Origin of the sequence: Candidatus Acidianus copahuensis, from assembly GCF_000632495.1 — an archaeon.
GTDB lineage: Archaea > Thermoproteota > Thermoprotei_A > Sulfolobales > Sulfolobaceae > Acidianus > Acidianus copahuensis.
Genome location: NZ_JFZT01000047.1, coordinates 18,161 through 40,404 on the forward strand (window position 1 = coordinate 18,161; position 22,244 = coordinate 40,404).

The following is a 22,244-nucleotide window of genomic DNA, read 5'->3' on the forward strand; positions in this document are numbered from 1 at the left end:
TGTGACGTTTTTGAAAGTTATACTAACGATAATTGATGGAATGGCGTTTCACTTAATGGAAAGATTCTCAAAAGACCTGACATGGATTAGCAAATTAATTACTGAAGGTTCTTTTGGCAGATTAGAGAGTTCATATCCTTCAATTACGCCAGTGGCTCTTGCATCACTTTATACTGGGCTATTGCCTAAAAATAACGGCGTGGTATCTTCAAAAATTCATGTAAAAGGGAAAAAACTATCTAATCCTATATCAGCTTTCTCTAGCTCGGCTTTACTTGTAGAACCCATCTGGACCATATTAGCTAAGAAGGGATTTAATGTTCTTGTTAGTTCTGCACCTCAAGCTCTTCCGGATAAGTGGAAGAAGATAGGACTTACTCTTTTTGATCCATATAGGACTAAGATTAAGAGATTATCTAAGGGAACAATCCTTAAGGAGGGCGAAAATAATTCCTATGGAATAATGTGGAAAGTTTCAGACAAGGGAAACTTTTTCGAAATAGAAATAGGAAATAATGGAGATAAATCTCTGCTAAATAAACAGACCTGGAGCTCGCCCATAGAGTTTACCACTTATTTAGGAAACAAGGAAATAAAAGGTGTAACAATTTTACATGCGAGAGAAAATGAGATTTATGTCTCACCTCCTGGCTTTTTAACAGAATGGGGTAATAATTCAGAACTCTTGAACAAAATATGGAGTAACGTTATAATTAAAACTGGAATATTATTAGATGGGGACTATAAGTCCCTAAACGCTGGATTAATTACATTTGAGGAATATATTAGGACTGCTGAATTATCATTTAATTTCTTTATGGAATACACAAAGTTTCTATTGGAAAATGCTTCATGGGATTTTGCAATAACGTACCTGCCCACTGTCGATAATTTCCAACACTTACTTTATGGTGTTAACGACGATAATGCTAGAAAATATATATTTAAAGCTTATACTATGGCTGACGAATTTATAGGGGTTAATTCTAACTATGCTGACATAATCTTTATCTGTTCGGATCATGGAATAGCCAAGGTAAAGGAAATAGTTTATATTAATAAAATACTCGAAAAAATAAATATTGTAAAAAGGAAAAATGAACATGAATTAGATTGGAAGAGAACTAAAGCACTCTATACTGGAGGTGGAACTATAAGAGTTAACCTAAGGGGAAGAGAAGATAATGGAATAGTGAAACCAGATGAATATCCAAAGCTTGTAAACTATATTGTAAAGAACCTTGAGAATGTTGTTAACGATGAAGGAAAAAAAGTGTTTATGGCTATATATCAAAATCAAATACCAGCAGGAGATAGAGAAGGCGATATCAAAATCACAGCTAATGAAGGATTCTCTATAAGTGCCAATAATGAAAAAGAAGTAGAAATTGAAAACGTTTTACCTTATAGAACAATTACAGCAGATCACGGATATTATAGGAGGGAGGACCTATACGGAGTCGTAATAGCTTATGGAAAGGGGATATCAAAGAATAGCAATATAAATGCAAAGATAATTGATATTACACCTACTATACTAAAAATATTCGGAATTCAGAATAATAAGACTGATGGAAGAATTCTAAGTGAGGTATTTAAGGATTGAAATACGTAAGGAGTAAAAGACATCGTCGATATAGAACTCCAAAGGATTGCGAATTAGGTCTTCCTTATACTGAAGTTATTTATAAAGGTAAGAGAAAAAATTTATGCGATGAAATATCAGTTATATCACAGTCTATCAATTATTTTCCTAAGTTAAAAAATACATTTATTAACTCTCCCGTTATGAGAAATGAGTTACTTTTAAGTCTGTCAGCCAATTTTATTAATGTACCAAATAAATACGATAAAAATATAAACTCTTCTAGTCAAATAGATATCTTACAGATAGAGAAGTTAATAATTGGGGGAGGAACTGCTGGATTTTCTATGCTCGAGGAGTGCAGAGATTGTCTACTCATATCTAATGAAACAGCAACAGATATTTTCTACGATCCTTTAACATCAAATGAACTTAAAGAAAGAATTAAAAAAATAATCAAACAAAATAAAGAAAGAATAATAAAAGGCATAATATTAGGTAAATTCGATGAAGGAATTGGAGTATTTATAAGTGGAAAACATGTAATCCTTAAGGGAGTTAAGGAAATTATTTTCGCTCATGGAGGTAGATATATACCACCATTATTTGCTAATAATGATCTGCCTGGTATAATATCCAGGAGATTGTACCTTAGTCATTTTTCTCACGCCGAAAAGGCGATTATAATGGGTTCAACAGATGAGGCTATAAGAACGGCTTATGTAGGAAAAAGAAAAGTATTATATAGAGAGGGAGCCTCACTCTTTACTAAGATAGGTCTAGAACTAGCGGAAAAAGAAGGTATAGAACTCATCCCTGTAAGAAAAGTATACGTTAAGAGAAAAGGAAATAAGTTAATTGTAAAATATGATGCTAACAGTGAAGAAGTAGATATATTAGTATTTGATATTGTAAAACAACCTAAACTTGAAATAACTTATAATCTAGGTATAAATTATAAATTTTATAAGAAAATGCATATTTATAGTCCAACGCATAACATCCTAGGGGAGTTTGAACAATTCAAAATAGTTGGAGGTTCTAGAGGAATATATGATGATGAACTATCTTTTTTAAGCAGTAAAGCAGCTTTAGGAATATATGTGGATGATTTTATTTCAAAATTAAAAGAAACACCACTTTATGGGTTCTATAATAATGACTACTCTGAAATTCCATCACCATATATTTTTGATGACACTGGTTACTTCTGTGAGTGTGAGGATATAACTGCAGATGATATTATTCCCAAATTAAAAAAAGGATATACCGATGTCGAGAGTATAAAGAGAGTTACTGGTGCCTGTACAGGGAAATGTCAAGGTAAATTATGCGCATACTTAATAGGGAGTTACCTGAAATCAGAAAGACTGATAACTTTTAGATCTCCAATTTACTCGATAGTTTAATGATAATTATAGGGGCAGGAGGACATGGTCTAAGCCTCGCATATCACTTAAAGGAAAAAGGAATAAGTGAAGTCACAATTATTGAAAGTCATAGAGTAGGCTATGGTTCGAGTGGTAGAAATGCAAGTAGATATAGATATCACTTTTACAATAAGGATAACGTTAGATTCGCACTTGACGGAATAAATTATTTAAAACGAATAAAAAACAAATTAAAGTATAATCCTTTTATTTATACAACTGGATATCTATGGCTATTAGATGAGAGAAATAAGGAACTTTTTAAAAGCCTAGATTCGATGTGGAAAAGTTTTGGAATTGGAGGAAAATTTATGGATTGTTCAAACTTTGGTTTCCTTAAGAGAGAAGGAGAATGCTATTTTGCACCCCAAGATGGAGCTTTTCATCATGATTATATTTTATATAGTCTTTTCGAAGAAATTAAAGATTCGTATAATATACTATATGATCAAGTAGACAGGATTCAAATATCATCAGGGAAAGTAAAAGGAGTTAGACTGTCTAGTGGAAAGTTTATACAAGGAGATGTTATAGTTACAGCAGGCGCATGGAGTGGTAAACTCCTACAGAACGCCGGAATTAATGTTCCAATAGAACCTGAAAAAAGGGAAATATTTATCACTGAAGATCTAAAATTTAGAGTAAAGCCGCTAGTAATAGATCTATCTAGTGGAGTATATTTTTCACATACGCTCAAGGGAGAAATTATAGGAGGAATAGATTTAGAGTACCCCAGAGGTTTCTCTGATTTTTCGATATCTTTATCAAGTTTACTAAAATTTAGAATGTATGTGGCAAATCTAGTTAAGGGGGCAGAAGGAATAGGAATATTGAGAGGATGGAGTGGATATTATGAGATGACACCGGATCATTCACATATAATGGGATACTCAGAGAACTGGCCCGAAGGATTATATATAGATTCTGGCTATAGCGGGCATGGAATGATGTTTTCCCCATATTCTGGAAAGATTATGGCTGATCTAGTTGCAGACAATAGAAAGAGTGAATTTATAGATATTTTCTCACCATCCAGATTTGAATCTGGAAAAACTATAGATGAAAAAATGGTAATCTAATCTCCTGGTAAATATATTGCAGTTCTATGCATGTGTCTTTTGACATAACTAACTAATTCTTTAGCATACCCTTTTCTGCTCCCATCTACAATAATTAGACGCGCTAAAGAATTATCTATATAATAAACAGTGTCATCGAAATCCGCATGATCACTCATTGCTACAACTTTAGTTCTTGAGTCTATAGATCTAATTGGCTCGCCGAATTCCCAACCAGATAGTATATAGTTCATATACCTTCCATCTCGCTGTTTAGATTTATTAAAATGCTCAAATTCAATATACCATCCTTCTTTAATTATTTCTTTACCTTCTTCAGATTCTGACGTAAAAATATCATCCTTAATATAGCCATATTTTTTAGCTATTTCAGTAACTTTTCGTATCTTGTCGTCAACTATAAAGGGGGCTACAACACCGTATTTTCTCAATACCCTCATGGCTTCCTGGATTTTACCATGATATGCAAAAATTTTTACCGGCCCGCGAGTTAATGAATCATTAACGTGATCAGCAAATAACATTTCTATATCATTTTTAAAATTCCTTCTAAACATAGGACTTCCATAAGTACTATCTATAACTAGTATATCTACATCAAGTATTGGTGTTCCATGTCCTGGATTCTTAAAATCTCCAGTATAACCTATTTTTTCACCTTCCTTATTTGATACTACTACTTGCGAAGAACCAAACACATGATCTGAGGGTTGAAGAGATAACTCTTCATCCTCTACTTTCATCTTAATTCCATAATTTATTCCAAATCTTTTTTTAAATGGTATATCATAACCTAAAACTGAGAGAACATCTATTGTAACGGGAGTTGAAATAAGTCCTATGCATTCGCTTATACTCTTCTTAAGTTGGGCTATATGATCAGCGTGAAAGTGAGTTATAACCCTAAAATCTCTAGAGTAATGACCATCAACAACAAACCTCTCCCCTAAAAGTATTGCTCCATTCTTTAGTATATCTATAGACATATAATCCTTAACCACAACAAAGAAAAATTATAAATTTTCGTCAGTAGTTTTTTCCTCTATCTTTTTAAGTTGTAGCTTATACATTTCCATAATTTCTTTCGTAGTAGTTGCATCTTCTGGCGCTTTATCTGGCCTCCAACGTATGAACCTAGGAAACCTAATAGAAAGACCGCCCATAGGATTTTGATCCTTGCAACAAGTATGTTGCGGGGAAATAGTTATTTCCGCCCCTATAATTTCCGCAACTAATGATGGGGTTAACCATACATCTGGAATCATTGTAGAAACTACCCTAGGATGGGGTTCGCTTCTCCTTAGTTCAGCTACTTTTTTCTGTAAGTCATCAAGTTCTTCGTCACTAAAACCTGAAGCAACCTTAGATACTGTCTCAAAAACATCCTTATCTGGATTATAGGCTGCCATTAATATAGAACTAAATTTTCCTCCTCTTTTTCCTTTACCGTAAAAGACGCCAACTGGGACTAGGTCAACAGTATCTGCCATTTCGCTTTGATAGTCCCTTTTGAACTTTATCCATAACCATCCCCTTGAGCCGGCTTGATAAATTGAATCCGGTGCAATCGATTTAACCATAACACCTTCGGCTCCATCTGAGATTGCCTGATAAAAGAATTCCTTTAGTTTTTCAACATTATCCGTTTGTATATGCGTAGCTATATGAATCTTTTCATTATTAGTAATTATACTTTCTAGAATATTCCTTCTTTCCTGTAAAGATTTTACAGTTAGATCCTCCCCTTCATAATACATTATATCGAAAAGAAAGACATTTACTGGATACTCTTTTATAGCTTCATGAATTTCACTCTTTCTTTTTCTATGCATAAGTTCCTGAAAAGGACGCATTTCACCGCTTCCTGGGTCTATTGGAACTATTTCTCCTTCAACGATAAACTCGTTACCTTTGATAAATTTCTCAGCGTACTCTACTACATCTGGATACTGTGATGTTATGTTTTCTAATCTCCTTGAATATATATATATATTATTATCTTTTTTATGTATTTGCCCTCTTTCTCCATCATATTTATAATCAACAAGAGCGTTTTTGCCTACTTTCTCAAGCATTTCTGCTGGATCTGAGAGTCTCTCAGCTAGCATTGGTCTTATCGGTATACCGGGTAGAGGCTTAATTTCCTTAATTTTTCCTATTCCTTCGCTAGCAATTACCTTTGCAATATTCCCTAAATCTGCTCTCAAATTATAGGCTCTTTCGACTATAGGTCTTGCTGACTGATCTCCACCATACGCTATAGCTAATGCGTCCATTACGGTAGCATCGCCTATACCTAGTCTTAATCTACCATCTATGAATCTAACAATATATTTTGCCTCTAATGGAGATGCTTTCTTGAGTAGACCGACTAAAAGCCTTATCTTGATGTCTCTACTATTTTCCCCCGTAGTTGTGGCAATCTTTACAAGAGTTGTATAAGTTTCATCTACGGTTAGTGTTTTAGCAGAGCTTGCTCCCAAAAATGTTAGAATTGACGTTCCTTGTTCATTCTGCTTAAGTTGAAACGTGGCTTCTCCTAGGTCCCCTATTTGCTTGAATAATTTATCAACTTCCTCTTCCCTTTTACCAGTAGCTAGAGAAATAGATTTAACAAGAAATTTTTCTCCCAGTCCTATTTCTGGCATTCCACTAAAATCCGGCCATAATTTCCCTTGGATTAAATAGACTACTTTATCTATACTCTCTTTATCGGTTTCCTTAAATAATTCAGATAATAAAGAAGTAAGTTGTATCCTAGATGATATCTTTTCTAGCTTATCGAAGTAATCAGCTATAATTTTAAACTCCATATATGATCTTTGATAATATACCTAATTAAAAGGCAATGATGAGACATAATAAGCGGAATAGATGAAGTTTCAGAGTTACGCTGAACTTTGATAGAGCGTAGCAGATAAGATAATGAGCCATAAGACCTTTAGGTTCTATTACTATTTAATTAATTAATGATTCTAGGTGACAGAGATCTAAAGTATTTCCTCGAGAAAGGATGGGTGAAGATAGAACCGCTAAAGGAAGATAGTATAAGAGAAAACGGTGTTGATCTAAGAATAGGAGAAGAGATTGCTCGTTTTAAACAAACTGACAAAATATATGATGGAAAAATTGATGATTTCTACATCAAGGAAAAGGGAGAGGAGTTTGTGATCCACCAAAACGAACATGTTTTACTAGTAACGGAGGAAGTAGTCTCTCTACCTCAAGATATTATGGCGTTTGTTAACTTGAGGTCTTCTCTAGCAAGACTTGGTCTATTCATTCCGCCTACGATAGTTGACGCAGGTTTTCAAGGTCAACTAACAATTGAAGTTATAGGTTCAGCATTTCCTGTTAAAGTGAAGAGGGGAGATAGATTCCTTCATCTAATCTTTGCTAGGACTCTAACACCCGTAGAGAAACCTTATAGTGGAAAATATCAAGGGCAAAGAGGAGTAACGTTACCTAAAAACGATGGAAAAATTTCAAAAAATTTTTAATTTATTTTTTAAACTATAATATACTAAAATATATTCTTATTAGATTAGATATTTTGAAGAGTATAAAGTTAGTAATATTTGATACATATTAATGGTATTAAATTCAATCTATAACATAAAATATGCCCTATAATTAAAATTAATTTATCTTATATATTATACTTTTATATAAATTATTAAATATTGATTTTCCACGATCTAGAGATGCCATCAAACACTATCCCACCTACAGTCCTTAGCTTCTGGAATAGTTTATACTCTACAGGGGAAAGAAACTTTTGAGCTTCTACCTCATCCGATGTATGTATTTCTCCTAATTTCTTTACGAATTCTTTATAGAAAGACGGATCGATAGCTATTCTTTCCTTTTCTGTTGGTATAACTTGACCACCACTATTCTGTATCTTATCAAAGAACTGATCGGGGTTTCTTAATTTGCCAAGTTCACTCTCATAAATAACTTTCTTCTCTCTCAAAATATCCATAACAGTCTTTCTTTCCTTTTTCTCTTCTTCTTGTTTCTCATATTTAGGATAAGACTTTTGGAAAACCTGTTCACGAGGTCTTTCAGAATTTTTTAATTCTTCTATATCCTCAGTCAATTGTGCTACTCTTTGCTTCAAATTTTCTATTTCTGCAGTAAATGGATTAATTAAATCTTGAATTTTTCGTTCTAGTCTTCTTAAATCCTCTTCCCCTAGTGATGCGGACTTAGATTCATTTGTAGCGCTAAATAACTTATACCTAACGTATTCCGACAATAGTGTAAAGCCTTCTTTCCTAGCAGAATCCTCTAATTCCCTATATTCCTCTTCATTAACCTTTATAGAGATAACCTTCATGTTTTCATCTATTTCTTAACTTTCTACAGTATTAAAACTTCACAGCCTAGAGTACAATTAAATTAAATAAGAAGAAGGAAAAATAAATATTACTTTTGTTTATCAAGAAGAGTACTTATAAAATTCTCCTCGTTGGGAACTCCTATAAATTCCACAGACTCATTAACCGCTAAAGTTGGAACTGACATAACTTGATATTTTTCAGCAATATCTTGATTCTCGTATGCCTCAACAACCTCAGAGATAACGTTACACTTATCCATTTTACACGCTTCATACGCAATCATATGAGATAAAAGTGCAGCATAAGGACAATAAGGACATGATGGTGTAACTATAACTTCAACTCTTACTTTTCCATTCAATTTTTCCTTTAATGCACTAACTGTTTCTGAACTTAAGCCACTGTCTCCCTGAGAAAGTCTAACGATTGTTTCAACTAAAGCTCTGATTTCTTCACCTACTGGAGCGCCAGTCCATCTTATAAACCCCTTCATAAACGCTACTGTAGGCACTCTACTAACGTTAAACTCTGAAAATAATCCAGGATCTTTTGACTTATCTATAACGTTAACGTTAAGTAAACTCTTACCATCAACCTTAGGTGTTGCATCGCTTACAAAGTTCATCAACTTCTCAGTTAGGCTACAGTAATTACACGCTTTATCATTAGAATCTATAAAAACATATACATCAACTGGATTTTTCATATCCTTTAGTGCATCTTTAAGAGCTTCTTTTACATCATCTGTAAAAAGTTCTGCATATTCTTGCTCTGCCATTATTCTCACTGTTTTATCTTTGCATTTAGCCTAAAAAGTTATTCTAATATTTCTTCACTTTTCTTGCATTTTATTTGATCCGGAGATTTCATCAAAATATCCTCTGATCCAGGATATTTCTCTCTAAAAATAACACCATAAAATCTTCTTATCTTAACTTCATTCATTAACCAACAATCTGGAGAAAGTCCAGCCTTCACACAGGTTTCTGCTAGAAAAGTTTCTTCGTCCCAACAGTACTCTTTAGGAACTTGAGGCAAAAGTAATCCGCTATACATTATTCCTTTCTCTACAATTAAGCCGTCCCTTCCCACTTTTATCATTTTTGGAAGATCAAATCTATCATTTACATAAACTTCTTCAGGTTCTGTAAGAACAGTGACCTCAATTACTAGTTCCTTAAATTCTTCCTTAGAAATTGGTGGGAATCTAGGATCAGAAAAAGCTGCTGCTACAGCCGCTTTTTGAACTATATCCTTTAGGGGTGCTACTGCTTGAACATAGCCAATACAGCCTCTAAGTGAATATGTAATACCATTAAAGGATTCGATAGTAACAAATGCCAAGCCTCTTTTGTTTATTATAGGATCATTAACTAAAATATCGTTATTTGATAGTCTTAATTTCCTCTCTATCGCTCTTCTTGCTAATTTGACTAGAATCTTCCCCCTCTCTAGATCTAGTTCTTGGATGCTTATACTGCTCATACATTTTTTCTCTTTCTTTTTGAGCTTTAATAAGTATCTCTGGTATTGTGCTCCAATGCTTTCCTTTCCAATACTCTTTATTACAACTAGTACATAACCATTTGTTCTTTTCTACTTTTCTTAAAATTCCATTGCAAACAGAACATCTTGAGGCATCTAGATTGACTGAGAGATCTATGTCATATTTAAGAGATAATTTGGCTAAAGTTATTATTACGCTATCTGCTGGTAAAGCCAAAAAACACTCTATTCCTATTTTTAAAGCTCTTGCACATAATCCTCTATCTCTTGTAACAATAATCCTTTTCTCATTTTGAGCAATTTTTATAATTTTCCAGTCTTCATAAGAATTGTTATATAAAGTGTCATAACCCAATATTCTTAACCATCTAGCTAGCCTTCCCATCATTGCATCTAATATAAACTTCTGCATCGTTAGACAATGATGTTATATATAACCAGTAGTATTAAAAACCACGCTATTATCAAGGTTAATACTCCCTTTCCTAACAAATTCCACTTCTTATCTGGATGAAATAAAATTGCTACAACAACTATACTTATAATATATCCTATAATAAGATATAGCAACGCTAAAATAAACGTATTAACAAAGATTGAAATTAACCCAGCTATTAGACCTATTATTCCCCTTAATAGGAGAATTTTATCTTCTCTATTCACATTATGATCTTGTGGACCTATGCCTTTAAAGTTGACAAGAAAGAGTTCTATGAGTTACATAGATCTTTTAGCATGGATAGTAGAGAATAGATCTAAAATTATCGGTTGTAGAATAGACAATATTTATTCTGTAGGAAATTTGGAAAATTTATTTCTTCTTAGAATTCATTGTAAAGATGGAGATAAATCGCTTATCCTAGAACCAGGTGTTAGAATTCACTTAACAAAATATGAAAGAGAGAAAACTTTATCAAATAAAGCAAAAATATTGAGAGAATTAATTAGGGACAGAATAATAAACGATATAAGTGCTGTAAATGAAGAAAGAATAGTTAAAATATTGTTATCAGATGGTAAAGAACTCATATTAGAGCTCCTTCCTCGCGGATTATTGGTTATAACGGATAATGGTAAGATCAAATTCTCAACACAATACAAGGAGTTTAAGGATAGAATAATAAAACCTGGTCTACAATACATTCTTCCTCCTCAAAAAGGCGGGAGGTCTGATTCATTAGGTGTTCCTAAAGAGATTTTACAAGCATTAGGAATTACGCAAAATAATCTAGATGATGTGAAAAGTAAAGTTGAAGATTTAAAAGAAAAGATTATAGAAGGGAAAATAACTCCATGTTTAAAAACTGGGCAGACTTTTATGCCAATAAGATTTGATGATTGTATAGAAAAGAATACATTTAATGATGCTATAGATGATTATTTTATTGAAATCGAAAAAGATCAATTTACTGAAAATACATCACAGGAATTAGCAAATAAAAGGGGGAAAATTGAGAAAACTATAGAAAATATCGAAAAAACTATAGATGAATATAATAAAAAAGCTGAAGAACTAAGGAAAATAGGTAAAATACTAATGGAAAATTATGTTTATGTAGAAAATGTACTAAAATCAGGAAACAGAAAGATGAACATAAGTGATATAGTTATAGAATTAAACCCTAGACTTTCAGCAATTGGAAACTCTTCAATGTATTTTGATATGGCAAAAGAATACGCTCAAAAGGCCAAGAGAGCAGAGGAAAAATTAAATGAAATGAAACAAAAACTGGTAAAAATCGATCAGGAAATGACTCAAACTAAGGGAGGAACTAGTCTAACTATAAGGAAAAAAGAGTGGTATGAAAAGTATAGGTGGAGCATCACAAGAAACAACTACGTAGTAATAGCTGGACGGGACGTGGATCAAAATGAAAGTTTAGTTCGAAAAATTCTTCAAGATAATGACATTTATATGCATGCTGATATACAAGGGGCTGCTACAACAATTATAAAGGATCCTAAAGGTATAACCGAAGAAGATCTTAATGATGCTGCTAAAATTGCAGCTTCTTATTCTAAGGCATGGAAGAGCGGTCTTGGAGCAGTAGATGTGTTCTGGGTTTATGGAAGTCAAGTTTCGAAATCTCCTCCAACAGGTGAATATTTGCCTAAAGGATCTTTTATGATATATGGAAAAAAGAATTTTATAAGAAATGTTAAACTTGACTTAGCAATAGGGCTAGAAGTTAGTGATAACATAAGAGTAATTGTAGGTTCTGAGGAATCTATAAAAGAAAAGTCCGCATCATATGCTGTAATAGCACCAGGGGAAGAATTTGAAAGAACGGCAGATAGATTAGGAAGAATACTATCTCAAGCTTATGAGTTAGGTACTATAAATCAACTTAGAGACGAAATAATCAAAATATTACCAGGTAATTCCAAAATTCTAAAGGTAATAAATAACAATAAAGGTAGAAACGAGAAACAATAATAACCCTAAATACTTTTATATTATTAACCTATGCCAGTTTTAGCATTAGCCGAAAGAGTTTCCCTAGTAACACCAGAAGAATACCTAGCATTAAGAGTGTTTATTGAAAACAAGGATAAATACGAATATTTACCAAAGAATATTCTTAAAGATAGATTAGGGTTAAGTAGTAGAGAAGTAGATACTATACTCACAAAACTTAGGACAGTAAAAGCAATAGACACAGAGAGAATATCTGGAGAAATTATGTTCAAAATAACTTTTACTGGCATAGATATCCTAGCAATTAAGTCATTATATGCAAAACACGTTGTAAAAAGTCTAGGTCAATCCATTGGACAAGGAAAAGAAAGTTCAGTTTATTATGGATATGATTTTAATGGTGAGTTAATAGCTATAAAACTCCATAGAGTTGGAAAAACTAGCTTCAAAAATGTAAGAAAATTAAGAGAATTAAGAAGAGAAAAAAGCTGGATCTCCATAACGTTAGATAATGCATTAAATGAATTCAGTGCTCTGCAGTGTGTCAAAAGTAATTTTGGTAACGTTCCTTCACCTCTAGGATATGCTTTTAATGCAGTTACAATGGAGTTTATAGAAGGCGTTCAGCTAGCCCATGCTGAGTTATCTAAACCGTCAGAAGTGCTTGACAAAATCTTAGCCACAATGAGAATTGCATATACATATTGTAAAATTGTTCATTCGGATCTAAGCCCATATAATATAATTATATCTACAAATAATGAGGAACCCTTTATCATTGATTGGCCCCAGGCAAAGCATTCTGATATAAATCTTTATAGAGATATTAAAAATATCCTTGATTTCTTCTATAAAAAATACAAAATAGAACATAATATGGAAAAAATTTCGGCATATGTAAAGGGGGAATCATGAAGATAATGGGTATAGATATAGAGCCAGGAAGTAGTCCGTCGTCTATCTATCAAGCAAAATATGCTGTTGCATTAGTTGATGAAAAAGGCGATTTAATTAATAAATGGGAAGAGATAGGATTAGCTAGAATTATAAGATTAGTCTGGGAAAGCGATGTAAATCTAATAGCTACAGATAACGTCTATGAATTAGGAGAAAATGATAGAGATGTCATAAAATTTGTATCTCTTCTCCCCGACGGGACTCAATTAGTCCAGGTAACATACAAGGATGGCAGATTTTACGATCTAAAGGATGTAGCTAAAATGTTTGGCGTAGACGTTCAAGGAAAACCAACTTCAAGTAAAACCGCGTATCTTGTAGCTCTTTTAGCAAGTAAGGGAGCAGGTACAAATCTAAAATTAACAGAGAATAAGACTAAAATAATAATATCTAGAGGAAGGCATCCTGGACATGGTGGAATGAGCGCTAACCGATTCAAGAGACATATAAGAGGATTATTGTTAAGAGTTTTTAAGGAAACAAAAGAATCTCTGGATAAACATAATTTTGACTATGATGTAATAGTCAAAAGAACTAAAGCCGGCCTAGAAAGTGCTACTTTTATAGTATACACATCCAGAGAAAATCTATATGGCATAGTAAAAAGAATGACTGGTCATGATCTGAAAGTAGATATAAGACCGGTTTATAAATCTAGAATTGAATTTGAAGTAAAAAGAAGGGTCAAAAAACCTCTTATAGTAGGAATAGATCCGGGTTTAGAAGTAGGCATTTCTATTATAGATATCCATGGAAATCCGATAACATTAACTACTAAAAGATCTATAGATAGAGAAGAGATTATATCTTTAATTTCAGAAAAAGGAAATGCGGTAATAATTGCTACCGATGTTTATCCACCTCCAGATGCTGTGAAAAAGATCAGTGGAATTTTGAAAGCAAAGATATACTATCCAGAGAAATCAATGAGTGTCGAAGAAAAGCAGGAATTGCTTAATTATTTCTGTTCTAAGTTTGGCCTTTCAATAACAGATGTACATATTAGAGATTCTCTAGCAGCAGCACTAAAGGCATATCGAGAGTTAGAGAGGAAGCTAAATCAAACTAGTTCTATTCTTGAAAGACTTGACTTAGACCTAGATAACGAAGCCGTATATAGATGCGTTATAGAAGGGAATACAATAGCTGAGTGTGTAGAAAAGGAAATAGAGAAAAAAATAGATTTCGATAAAAACAACATAATAGAGAGAAAAGTAGTCCAAGAAAATCGACCAAAATCTCAGAGGACTAGTGACTACGATATTTTAATGCTTAGACATGAAAATAACAGACTTCGAAGAACAATTTCGGCACTATTCAAGGAAAAATACATACTAGAAAAAAGAATAGATGAATTAAAATCTGAATTTAATGTTGAAATACAAAGAGATAGAAAAGTTTACCAATTAACATTAGAAATTGAACAAAAAAATAAAGAAATAGAAAATCTTAATAAATATAAGAATAACTTGGAAAACGAATCTAAGAAGTTAAGGGAAGTAATAGAAAATCTTGTAGATGGAAAAGCAACAATAATAAGAAATCACGGAATTATACATCTAGAGAATGGTAAGATTAAAGCCTTGGAAGAAGAAATAAACCCAGCTATAGTTGAATTCATGAACAACGAAATTATTATAGTAGATAATAATCTAATAAGAGATCTAAAAATTCTTGAAAAAGAGAAAGAGAATAATATAGAAATAGACAACAAAAAAATGAAAAACATAATCGACGAATACAGAAAAGAAAAACTAAAACATGGAAACTTTACCGTCTAATATTAACTCTGTAACCTTTGTATAGGAGTCTAGATATTCGTCAACTATACCACTAATCTCGTTCTTTATATCATCAGTTAATTTTCCATCCTCAGCACTTACTTCCACATTTATTACCAAAGGATCATTTATAGGCCTACCTATTTGACCCAATACTTCTACCTGCACGTTATGAACTTTAACGTTCTGCTTTATTTTTTGAGCTATTAATGAAGCCATAATGTTATAAATCTTGCCAACATGATTAACTGGATTCTTTCCAGCAGTAGCCTCAAGAGACATTGGTCTCATTGGTGTAATTAGACCAACTCCTCTATTACCTCTTCCAGTCATTCCATCATCTCCGTGCTCAGCAGAAGTACCAGTGACAGTTAAGTAATAAATACCTTGTTCTATTCTATCTCCTGTATTGATATTTACTTTAACATCAAAATTAGGTGCTAATTTTGATGCTAAATCTAGTACCTTTTGCTTTACTTCGTCCTTAACTGCCAGATAATGATTAACGTCTTCTACTAATTGGCTTATTGTAGCCATAGCTACTGTTAGATATATTTCCTTTTCTTTCCTTAAGCCCATTACTTTTATATCTTCTCCTACTTCAGGATGCTTCATCTTAAAATCTCTACTATTTAAAAGTCTCTCCGTTGAGTATACCATATTCTCCAAAGTGGAAAAAGGATAGAAACCAACACCAAAACTCGTATCATTAGATAATGGAATCGTTTTTTTGCCTTTATCGAATATACCTATTAAGTCTGTAGAACCTTTTCCTATTTTATAATCTACTACTACATGTTTCTCAGGATCAAGATATCTGAAGTTGTTTTTTATCCACTCCTTAACGCTTTCTATTACTATTGTACCTACTGGTACGTTGTCTACTCCATCATCCGTCCTAACCTCTGTCGTTGCCCTGCCAGCTACAATTACATAGATAGGTTGTAAAACTTGTCCACCCTTAAATATAGGCGTTGTCTGACCTCCAACAACCAAAGTCTTATCTAGATTATGATGAAGAATTATCCCATATTTCTTCAAATAGTAAAGAGATAACTTTCTACTTGATTCCTCCGAGGCAGAATCTGCAATATAGTCTGGATGTCCTGTTCCCTTTCTTTCAGCGAGTTCTACAGGCAACTGATCCATATCCTGAACTCTCGCTAATTCAACAACCACGTTTTTCATTACAACTCACTGAGCTATTTGGTCTTTAAATTTTTTTATCCTTATCCATTATTGTCTCATAATCTACACTAATAAAGAGAATGTTACTTCCTCTAATAAGAACTCTACCGTATTTGGCAACAGGATCTGAAGTTCCCTCCCTAAGCTCTAAACAGTCTCTAAGGACTAAATTCATCGTTCCATCTGTTTGCTCAAGCTTTCCTATGTATTCTGAACCATCCTTTAGTTTCACAAGGACCACTCTATTCATTGCTGTTTTAATATTCTTTAGAGGATTCTCTACTTTTGCTTGCAAAATAATCCCTCTTTCATAACAGATCATTAAAACTCATATAAAAGAATGACTTACCATAAATCAGCCAAAAGGCTTATCAACACTAAATCAAACCACTCGTATTCATGGAACTAGTAGTAACAGATCCAGAGGATATCTTAAATATCGTCATTGCACTATCTTCCATGACTAGGATAAATATACTTAAACTTGTAGCAAATGAACCAAAGAGTATAACAGAAATAAGCGACGAATTAAGAATGACTAAAGGCAATATTAGCTCTCAGGTAGCTAACCTAGAGCAAGCTGGATTAATCGAAATAAACTATGAAAACGGAAATAAGGGAATAAGGAAAACTATAAAAAACAAATATAATAGAATAGTTATTATAATAAATGAAAATCAAGTTGATGATGCTGCTATCAAAAATCCTTGAAACAGAGGGGCAGGATTTAGTGGTCTACTCTTAAACTCTGGATGTGCTTGTGTAGCTACAAAGAATTTGTGGTTCTTAAGTTCTATCATTTCAACTAATCCTGATTCACTTACACCAGATATTATAAGACCTGCATCTTGGAGCTTATCCACATATCCTGGATTAACTTCATATCTATGTCTATGCCTCTCATAGATCTCATGATTTCTGTATAATTCATAAGCAATTGTGCCTTCTTTTAGAATTATTTTTTGTGCTCCTAGTCTCATTGTACCACCTACCTGTATGACTCTCTTTTGCTCATCTAGAAGTGTAACAACAGGATGAGAAGTGTTTGGATCTACTTCTGTTGTATTAGCATCTTTTAGACCTAATACATTTCTAGCGAATTCCACAATTGCAAGTTGTAGACCATAACAGATTCCTAGATACGGAATATTGTTTTCCCTAGCGTATTTAATCGCGTTTATCTTTCCCTCAATCCCTCTTGCACCAAATCCTGGAAGAACTATAATCCCATTAACCTTTGATAAGACTTCTGCAGGATTCTTAGTCTCTAGATCAGTAGACTCTATCCATATAAGATTTGGCTTAATTCCTAAGAAAGCTGCAGCATGGTATAAAGCCTCTTTAATGCTTAAGTAGCTATCCTTTAATCTTGTATATTTGCCTACTAAAGCTATATTTACATTTTTTTTCCCATCATTCAAAGATGCTACAAAACTATTCCATTGACTTAAATCTACAGATTTTTCTGGATAATTAAGCTTAAAAAGTATTTTTAATGGTAAGCCCTCTTTTTCTAGGATAAGTGGAACTTCATAAGCTGATTTCACATCGAAGTTAGAGAAAATATACTCTGGTTTGACGTTAGTAAATAATGCTATTTTTTTCTTAGTTTCATCATCTAGTTGCACAGTAGATCTACCTATTATTATGTCAGGCTGTATTCCTATTCTACGTAGCTCCTGGACACTATGTTGTAGTGGTTTTGTCTTAAGTTCGCCCGTAACTTCAAGATATTCTACAAGAGCAACATGGACAAAAACTATATTTCCCTCTTCCTCTTCTAATTTCATTTGTCTTACTGCCTCTAAAAATGGTAGACTCTCAATGTCTCCTACAGTACCCCCAATTTCAACTATAACAATATCTACATTTTCTAAGTCAGTTACATTGCGAATCATCCTTTTAATCTCATCGGTAACGTGAGGAATTATCTGTACTGTTTGTCCGAGATATTGACCTTCGCGCTCTTTTCTTATAACTTCAAAGTAAACTTTACCTGCCGTAACATTGTTATGTTTACTCATGTTTATATCTAGAAAACGTTCGTAATGGCCAAGATCCAAATCTGTTTCTGCACCGTCATCGGTTACAAATACCTCTCCATGCATGTACGGATTCATAGTACCGGCATCTACGTTTATATAAGGATCTACTTTTACAACAGTTACTTTATAGCCTCGTTGTTTTAAAAGTAGGCCGATCGACGCTGCTACTGTACCTTTTCCTACACTAGAAAGTACTCCACCTGTTACTATAATGTATTTAACCACTTAATAATCACAGTAATGAAGAATCTCAAGTCTAGATTAAAAATTCTTTTATAGATTAACTTAATTATTACCATATCCTCATTTACATCGATGAGAAGGGAAGATCTTTTAAACTTGTTAAAGTCTAAAAAACATCTGCAGGTAGCATTAGACTTTATCAATATTAACGATGCAATAAGGGTAGCGGATTCCGCTAGAAAAGGTGGAGCAGATATAATAGAAGCTGGAACTCCTTTAGTTAAGGCTGAAGGAATCCACGGACTTTTAACGTTAAGGGAAAATCATAAGGATGCTATTTTATTAGCAGACACTAAGACAGCCGATGCAGGAGACGTCGAAGCCGTTATAGCTTATAAAGGTGGAGCTAATATAATGACGGTACTCGGATTAATGGATGACTCCACTATTGAGTCTGCCGTAAAAAAAGCTAAGGAACTAAACCTTCTAGTACAAGTTGATCTAATTAATATAAAAGAACCAATCGAGAGAGCTAAGGAAATTAATGAACTTGGGGCGGATATAGTGGGCCTTCATGTGGGTTTAGACGTGCAAAAATCAAGAGGAATTACGATAACATCACTTAAAGATGAAATAAGGGAAATAGGGAAGTATTCGATAGTATCAGTTGCTGGTGGAATAAATGAAAAAAATGTGATAGACCTAGTAGACTTACCAATAAGCATTTACGTAGTTGGAGGCGCGATAACCAAAAATCAGAATCCAACAGAGGTCACAAAACATATAGTTAATATAATAAATGGGAATACTAATAATAAGGGGGATTAGATTGTCTCAGCCAGGTCAAACAACAAAATCCAAGGAACTTAAAACTATAACTAAACAAGTAATTAGTCCAGGAGTTATAAATGAAGATAAAAGAAAACTAAAATTACTATATATTATAAATATATTTGGGGGGGTAACAGAAAGAGCACTCATTAGCTTTTTGTATGAAGCCTCTCAAAAGGGCTTAAATATGGATTATACGTTCAATGTTATTGGAAACAATATATTTAGTCCCTCTGTGAAAGAGGATATAACTTCTCTACTCTATTTAGGTTTGATAGAAAGTGAGCCAATAGCTAAAAAATTAAAAGTTTCCGCAAATGGAATGGAAATATTAGAGGCTAATCAAAATAATATTGAGGAAGAGTTTAAAAAACAGTTAAACCAAGTTCTGGAGGAACTAAAAGCAAAAATAACAGCAATAGACGAAGAACAGTCACTTAAACTCAAGTCCGAAAGAAGAAGAAACTATTATAGAAGATAAATTTTTTACATCGTAGTAAATGTTCCTCTTCTATTTTGCGTCTGTTGCTCATCTACTAGTGGCCTAGACCAAATTAGCGGATCTAATTTTCCTTCTTTTCCCAACTTCGTTATGAGTTCTCTAGCTTCGCTTGTATGCCTAACATCTAGCTCTAACAATTGCTCTAATATTCCCCAACTTGTTCTCTTTACATCTTCTAACATTTCTTTTGGCATATGCTTAATGATCATAGGATCTTGAAGCCATTGATCGAAGGCTTTTATAGTCCTCATCATATGTTGAAATGCCACCCTAGAAGCCAATATTAAATCTAATCTATCCATATCTTTCTCGCTTTTCTCCATATCCTTTATTGTGCTTAGCAACGTCTTCTGCATCTTTATCCATTCATCTAAGTTAGATAGAAAGGAATTCTCCAATGGTTACACCATTTTACAATTCGTTTTCCACATTAATAAGCTCATTCTAATTCGTCTTTTCTGTTAAATTAAATGGTAAACCTTTATTCGTTATGTAGTCAGGAAGATGTTCCTTATTTTTTCTCAGGAATTCGAGGTCTTCGTTACGGTTTCTTAGTTTATCCGGTAACATACGAGGAATTTCATCCGAGATTGGATACCATCTCCCACATTTCTTACAATATAAAACTCCCTCTACAATTTCCTTACGTATACACTCTTCGCAGGGCGGATTAGGAACATTTTTTACATCAGTTTTCTTATATGCACAATATAATTCACAAAATGGCTTCTTTTGATCTATTGTCCTATTTACTTCTCGCTCTGAAAATACTATTAGATCTAATGGAAAGTCTTTACATATAGGACATGCTAATATATCCATTAATCTATACTTCAAGTCATTCCACCTAATACTTTTACTAGTTCATTGGCTAGATTTCTCGCTTTTTCTTCATCTTTAGCCTCTACCATTACTCTAAATATTGGTTCCGTTCCACTCTTTCTCACAAGGAACCAAAAATCGTCTGCCATTACTTTTATTCCATCGATAGTAACTATCTGACCTTTATCTTTATATATACTGGCTATTTCATCGTAGACTTTTGATGATTGCACATCCTTATTAGTTATGTTTACTTTGGTCTTAACCATATAATATTTAGGTAACATATCAAATAGTTGTGCTGACGTAATTCCTTCTATAGCCATCATCTCAAGCATTAATGCAAAGGACATTGCTCCATCTCTAACGAACTGATGAGCTGGAAATATAAACCCTCCATTCTCTTCAAATCCTGCTATACCACTCTCTTTCATCAAAGTATGAGCAATATCTACGCTTCCAACTTTAGTCCACTTTACTTCAATTCCGTACTTTGAAAGGAATTGTTGAACTAAAATAGAGCTAGAAACAGCAGTAAAGATTCTTCTTGGATATTTTTCTTTTGTTGAAGCCCAATAAGACAATAATGTTCCGCTCCTATCCCCCCATTGAACTCTACCTAAGGAATCAATAAAAATAGCTCTATCGGCATCTCCATCATGCGCTACCGCTAGATCAACTCCTAACTGTTTTGCTATTCCAGCTGTCTCATTAAGACTCTCAAAAGTCGGTTCTGGAGTTCTAGCAGGAAATAATGGATCTATATTTGCATTTACAGTGAAGATCTTGCAACCTAGCTCCCTAGCTACTATAGGTGTTGAAATTGAGCCTACACTATTAGCTCCATCGATCAGAATTTTAAACCCCTTTGACTTAATTTTTTCTACATCAACGTGAGACAATATTCCTTTTACATATGTGTCTATTATTCTATCATCTTTTTTTACATCATAAGTAAGTTTTTTCCAATCCTGAACTAAGAACTTATCTGAGAAAAATATATCTTCGATTTCATTTTCTTTCTCCCTAGAAACTTCAACTCCATCTCTATCAATAACCTTAATCCCGTTATATTCTGCAGGATTATGGCTCGCTGTTATAATAACACCTGCATCATAGCCTAAAGTCTTTACTCCATATTGAATTGCCGGCGTAGCTCCAAATCCACCTTCAAATATCTTAACCCCAGTACTTAGTAAACCACTCTCCACTGCTCTACTTATCATATCTCCACCAGCCCTCGCGTCCCTACCAATCAATATAGTTGAGTCAGAACCAAAAAATGTTCCAACCGCTTTCCCTATCTTAGTTGCAAGTTCAACAGTTAATTCCTTGTTTATTATTCCTCTAACTCCATCTGTTCCGAATAATTTTCCCATACGATAAATAGGCTAGAATTACTTTTATATATAACTCAGTTTTTCCAGCGATAATCATGTATCATTCGACCCTCTTTTCATCATAAGAAATGGAGGCTGGAGATAATAAATAGCGGCGCCTGGATTTGAACCAGGGACCTCAGGGTTATGAGCCCTGCGGCCTTACCAGGCTGGCCTACGCCGCTACTCCA

Annotated in this window: 23 protein-coding genes and 1 tRNA gene; 10 read left to right on the top strand and 14 right to left on the bottom strand. The window is 33.5% G+C overall.

Annotated elements, in window-relative coordinates:
- The first annotated feature begins 1 nt into the window (after nt 1).
- The 3 genes from CM19_RS08250 to CM19_RS08260 are packed head-to-tail and all read left to right on the top strand — an operon-like array spanning nt 2 to nt 4,094.
- A complete protein-coding gene (locus CM19_RS08250; protein ID WP_338028284.1) occupies nt 2-1,606 on the top strand; it encodes an alkaline phosphatase family protein in 1,605 nt (534 codons plus the stop codon).
- Complete coding sequence (locus CM19_RS08255) at nt 1,603-2,994, top strand: (2Fe-2S)-binding protein (protein WP_048099987.1); 1,392 nt, start codon at nt 1,603-1,605, stop codon at nt 2,992-2,994. Before CM19_RS08250 ends, CM19_RS08255 begins: the two co-directional genes overlap by 4 nt.
- Nucleotides 2,994-4,094 (top strand): NAD(P)/FAD-dependent oxidoreductase, encoded by a 1,101-nt coding sequence (locus CM19_RS08260; protein ID WP_048099988.1) that lies wholly within the window; start codon nt 2,994-2,996, stop codon nt 4,092-4,094. The genes CM19_RS08255 and CM19_RS08260 overlap by 1 nt, the downstream gene beginning before the upstream one ends.
- Here CM19_RS08260 and CM19_RS08265 read toward each other — a convergent pair.
- Together CM19_RS08265 and CM19_RS08270 are read right to left on the bottom strand one after the other, a co-directional pair.
- The gene (locus CM19_RS08265; protein WP_048100058.1) at nt 4,091-5,080 is read right to left on the bottom strand and encodes an MBL fold metallo-hydrolase; all 990 of its coding nucleotides are present in this window, start codon (nt 5,078-5,080) and stop codon (nt 4,091-4,093) included. The genes CM19_RS08260 and CM19_RS08265 overlap by 4 nt on opposite strands.
- Nucleotides 5,081-5,107: 27 nt before the next feature.
- Nucleotides 5,108-6,907: an ATP-dependent DNA ligase gene (locus tag CM19_RS08270; protein ID WP_048099989.1), complete on the bottom strand. Its 1,800-nt coding sequence runs from the start codon at nt 6,905-6,907 to the stop codon at nt 5,108-5,110.
- Nucleotides 6,908-7,063: 156 nt separating this feature from the next.
- Between CM19_RS08270 and dcd the strand changes: the two genes are divergently transcribed.
- A complete protein-coding gene (dcd, locus tag CM19_RS08275; protein ID WP_048099990.1) occupies nt 7,064-7,594 on the top strand; it encodes a dCTP deaminase in 531 nt (176 codons plus the stop codon).
- A gap of 176 nt (nt 7,595-7,770) precedes the next feature.
- Here the strand turns inward: dcd and CM19_RS08280 are convergent, their stop codons facing one another.
- The 5 genes from CM19_RS08280 to CM19_RS08300 all read right to left on the bottom strand — a co-directional run bounded on the left by CM19_RS08280 (nt 7,771) and on the right by CM19_RS08300 (nt 10,609).
- Entirely contained in the window at nt 7,771-8,436 is a 666-nt protein-coding gene (locus tag CM19_RS08280) for a hypothetical protein (protein WP_048099991.1), read from the bottom strand.
- 89 nt (nt 8,437-8,525) lie between these two features.
- The gene (gene pdo, locus CM19_RS08285) at nt 8,526-9,218 is read right to left on the bottom strand and encodes a protein disulfide oxidoreductase (RefSeq protein ID WP_048100059.1); all 693 of its coding nucleotides are present in this window, start codon (nt 9,216-9,218) and stop codon (nt 8,526-8,528) included.
- Nucleotides 9,219-9,256: 38 nt separating this feature from the next.
- Complete coding sequence (locus CM19_RS08290) at nt 9,257-9,925, bottom strand: TIGR00296 family protein (protein ID WP_048099992.1); 669 nt, start codon at nt 9,923-9,925, stop codon at nt 9,257-9,259.
- Complete coding sequence (locus tag CM19_RS08295) at nt 9,825-10,358, bottom strand: Mut7-C RNAse domain-containing protein (RefSeq protein ID WP_048099993.1); 534 nt, start codon at nt 10,356-10,358, stop codon at nt 9,825-9,827. Before CM19_RS08295 ends, CM19_RS08290 begins: the two co-directional genes overlap by 101 nt.
- 2 nt (nt 10,359-10,360) lie before the next feature.
- On the bottom strand, nt 10,361-10,609 hold the full coding sequence (locus CM19_RS08300) for a hypothetical protein (protein WP_048099994.1): 249 nt from the start codon (nt 10,607-10,609) through the stop codon (nt 10,361-10,363).
- A 49-nt stretch (nt 10,610-10,658) separates the two neighbouring features.
- Between CM19_RS08300 and CM19_RS08305 the strand changes: the two genes are divergently transcribed.
- Genes CM19_RS08305 through CM19_RS08315 form a run of 3 tightly spaced genes read left to right on the top strand, consistent with a single transcriptional unit; the run spans nt 10,659 to nt 15,103 of the window.
- A complete protein-coding gene (locus CM19_RS08305) occupies nt 10,659-12,383 on the top strand; it encodes an Rqc2 family fibronectin-binding protein (RefSeq protein ID WP_048099995.1) in 1,725 nt (574 codons plus the stop codon).
- 30 nt (nt 12,384-12,413) lie between these two features.
- Nucleotides 12,414-13,280 (top strand): RIO1 family regulatory kinase/ATPase domain-containing protein, encoded by an 867-nt coding sequence (locus CM19_RS08310; protein ID WP_048099996.1) that lies wholly within the window; start codon nt 12,414-12,416, stop codon nt 13,278-13,280.
- A complete protein-coding gene (locus CM19_RS08315; RefSeq protein ID WP_048099997.1) occupies nt 13,277-15,103 on the top strand; it encodes a DUF460 domain-containing protein in 1,827 nt (608 codons plus the stop codon). Before CM19_RS08310 ends, CM19_RS08315 begins: the two co-directional genes overlap by 4 nt.
- Here the strand turns inward: CM19_RS08315 and CM19_RS08320 are convergent.
- Both CM19_RS08320 and CM19_RS08325 read right to left on the bottom strand, forming a co-directional pair.
- Complete coding sequence (locus CM19_RS08320; protein ID WP_048099998.1) at nt 15,077-16,291, bottom strand: methionine adenosyltransferase; 1,215 nt, start codon at nt 16,289-16,291, stop codon at nt 15,077-15,079. The two genes, CM19_RS08315 and CM19_RS08320, sit on opposite strands and share 27 nt — an antisense overlap.
- A 25-nt stretch (nt 16,292-16,316) precedes the next feature.
- Nucleotides 16,317-16,586 (bottom strand): U6 snRNA-associated Sm-like protein LSm6, encoded by a 270-nt coding sequence (locus tag CM19_RS08325; RefSeq protein WP_048100060.1) that lies wholly within the window; start codon nt 16,584-16,586, stop codon nt 16,317-16,319.
- Between the two features lie 104 nt (nt 16,587-16,690).
- On the opposite strand from CM19_RS08325, the gene CM19_RS08330 reads away from it, so the two are divergent.
- On the top strand, nt 16,691-17,002 hold the full coding sequence (locus CM19_RS08330; protein WP_048099999.1) for an ArsR/SmtB family transcription factor: 312 nt from the start codon (nt 16,691-16,693) through the stop codon (nt 17,000-17,002).
- Here the strand turns inward: CM19_RS08330 and CM19_RS08335 are convergent.
- Nucleotides 16,969-18,561: a CTP synthase gene (locus CM19_RS08335; RefSeq protein ID WP_048100000.1), complete on the bottom strand. Its 1,593-nt coding sequence runs from the start codon at nt 18,559-18,561 to the stop codon at nt 16,969-16,971. The genes CM19_RS08330 and CM19_RS08335 overlap by 34 nt on opposite strands.
- A 90-nt stretch (nt 18,562-18,651) precedes the next feature.
- Here CM19_RS08335 and CM19_RS08340 point away from each other — a divergent pair, with 90 nt between their 5' ends.
- Together CM19_RS08340 and CM19_RS08345 are read left to right on the top strand one after the other, a co-directional pair.
- Nucleotides 18,652-19,347, top strand: coding sequence for an orotidine 5'-phosphate decarboxylase / HUMPS family protein (locus CM19_RS08340; RefSeq protein WP_048100001.1), 696 nt, complete (start codon nt 18,652-18,654; stop codon nt 19,345-19,347).
- 1 nt (nt 19,348) lies between these two features.
- Nucleotides 19,349-19,831, top strand: a complete 483-nt coding sequence (locus CM19_RS08345) for a hypothetical protein (RefSeq protein ID WP_048100061.1) — start codon at nt 19,349-19,351, stop codon at nt 19,829-19,831.
- A gap of 5 nt (nt 19,832-19,836) precedes the next feature.
- Here CM19_RS08345 and CM19_RS08350 read toward each other — a convergent pair whose 3' ends face one another.
- The 4 genes from CM19_RS08350 to CM19_RS08365 form a co-directional block, all read right to left on the bottom strand.
- Nucleotides 19,837-20,250, bottom strand: a complete 414-nt coding sequence (locus CM19_RS08350) for a DUF2153 domain-containing protein (protein WP_048100002.1) — start codon at nt 20,248-20,250, stop codon at nt 19,837-19,839.
- 46 nt (nt 20,251-20,296) lie between these two features.
- A complete protein-coding gene (locus tag CM19_RS08355; protein ID WP_048100003.1) occupies nt 20,297-20,689 on the bottom strand; it encodes a Trm112 family protein in 393 nt (130 codons plus the stop codon).
- On the bottom strand, nt 20,686-22,053 hold the full coding sequence (glmM, locus tag CM19_RS08360; protein ID WP_048100004.1) for a phosphoglucosamine mutase: 1,368 nt from the start codon (nt 22,051-22,053) through the stop codon (nt 20,686-20,688). The genes CM19_RS08355 and glmM overlap by 4 nt, the downstream gene beginning before the upstream one ends.
- 110 nt (nt 22,054-22,163) lie before the next feature.
- Nucleotides 22,164-22,238: transfer RNA gene (locus CM19_RS08365), tRNA-Met, on the bottom strand.
- Between the last annotated feature and the right edge of the window lie 6 nt (nt 22,239-22,244).